Source organism: Rhizobium sp. PDO1-076, assembly GCF_000247475.1.
Taxonomy (GTDB): Bacteria; Pseudomonadota; Alphaproteobacteria; order Rhizobiales; family Rhizobiaceae; genus Allorhizobium.
In genome coordinates, this window is sequence record NZ_AHZC01000243.1 from 1 (window position 1) to 1,872 (window position 1,872).

Consider the following 1,872-nt stretch of genomic DNA (forward strand, 5'->3'; position numbering starts at 1 on the left):
CCCACTGTCGGTTTGGTTGGGGCGAGAATATGTCCACTTTTGTCCGCCTTTTTCGTCAAAAGAGTATGCAATCGGCTTCATCTTCGGTTATATGGTCGGATGGATTTTCTGGTCGGTAGTCGCCGCCGGCGACTTTATCGACAATCAGCGCGGCGATGCGATCGCATCAAGTATCGATCCACTCCAGGGCAACGAAACATCACTTACGGGGAACTTATTTTCGCAAGCCTTCCTAACCTACTTCTATGCTGTCGGCGGCGTTCTTTTGATGATGGGGATCCTGTATAAGAGTTTTCTTCTTTGGCCAGTTACGAAGATGCTGCCCATCGTCTCGGATCAGTTCCCTGTCCTATTTCTGGCAGTTCTGGATGTGGGAATGCGCACAATGTTCATCCTCGCTGCGCCAGTCGTTGCATTGATGTTCTTGTCTGAATTTGCTCTGGCGTTGGTCAGCCGTTTCGCCCCGCAAGTTCAGGTCTTTATCTTGGCAATGCCGATCAAGAGTGCAATTGCAATTTTCCTGCTCATTTTTTACATCAAGGTAATGTTCCCCTATGCCGCCGACCAGCAATCTGTATTCGTAGATTTTACTGACCAACTTTATACGGTCTTGATAGAGGGCAGAGAAATTCTCGCAACAAAGAACAACGAAGGAACAAAACTACCATGAGCAGCGGCCAGTCAGGTGAAAAAACCGAGCAGCCCACTGCCAAAAAGACGCGAGATGCCCGAACGAAGGGTCAAGTGGTTCGCAGTCAGGAAGTTGTCGCGACTGCAACCCTCATCAGCGTAATCGCTTATATCTGCTATACTTGGGGCGCGACGATGACGCGCTTGGAAGGCATGATTGACAACATAGTTCAACTGCATGGGCGAGATTTCCAGACCTCGGCTTTTCTGGCTATGCGTCTTATCTTCGATGAATGTGTGGTAGTTTTGCTGCCGTTGCTCGGCATTGCCATCGGCTCCGCAATTCTAGCAAATGTTTCACAGTTCGGTGCTCTCTTTTCGTTTGAAGTGATTAGCCCTAAACTCTCAAATATCAGCCCCATATCGGGGTTCGGTAAGATTTTTTCTGTAAAACAATTGTTTGAGACCGTTAAAGCAATTATAAAGATACTGATATTGACGTCAATTATGTACGTTATCATAACTGAAAATATAAACGCATATATGTATTCAATTTATTGCGGAATGAGCTGCTTAACTCATGTAACGTCTATAGTTATTTTTGAAATGCTGTTCTATACGGGACTTGCATTCATCGTTGTTGCTATCTTGGATTTCTTCTACCAACGACATTCCCATACAAAAAGCCTGATGATGACGAAAGAAGAGGTGACACGCGAATCGAAGGAAAGTGAAGGCGATCCTATTATTAAGGGCAAACGAAAGCAGATTGCGCAGGAACTTTTATTGAGCGACGGGCTCGATAGAGCAAAGAAGGCGACTGCGGTTATCATCAACCCCACGCATTTTGCGGTGGCATTCGACTACAATCCCGAAGTCGCGCCGTTGCCCATCGTCGTCGCAAAGGGATGTAATCTGTATGCTCATGAAATCCGGACACAGGCGGAACGCGCAGGTGTCCCGATTTTCCGGAATGTTCCCCTCGCTCGCTCACTTTATGCCGATACCGAAATCAACGCCTTCATTCCAGATGAATGGTTTTCGGCTGTCGCCGAAATTCTGGCTTGGGTGAATCAGAATCGTGAGACATTGTACATATCGCCGCTAAAGCATGGCGTCATCGATATGGAGAAAGGCTTACACCTCGCAAGACCGGGCGAGGGCGGCTATTGATGCGGCACGATGATAGTTATGAGACCTGTGCGCGGGTGTCTTTACTGGCGCGGTAATTTGTGATTCCCT

General features: G+C 47.5%; 2 protein-coding genes. Both read left to right on the forward strand.

The window, feature by feature from the left end:
• The coding region (sctT, locus tag PDO_RS14055) for a type III secretion system export apparatus subunit SctT (RefSeq protein WP_007602798.1) at positions 1–670 on the forward strand (670 nt) is incomplete at its 5' end.
• Positions 667–1,803 (forward strand): type III secretion system export apparatus subunit SctU, encoded by a 1,137-nt coding sequence (gene sctU, locus PDO_RS14060; RefSeq protein ID WP_007602799.1) that lies wholly within the window; start codon positions 667–669, stop codon positions 1,801–1,803. The genes sctT and sctU, both read left to right, overlap by 4 nt.
• Positions 1,804–1,872 lie beyond the last annotated feature (69 nt).

Coding starts and splice junctions, on each gene's coding strand:
- sctU (WP_007602799.1), top strand. CDS start 667: ATGAGCAGCGGCCAGTCAGGTGAAAAAACCGAGCAGCCCACTGCCAAA.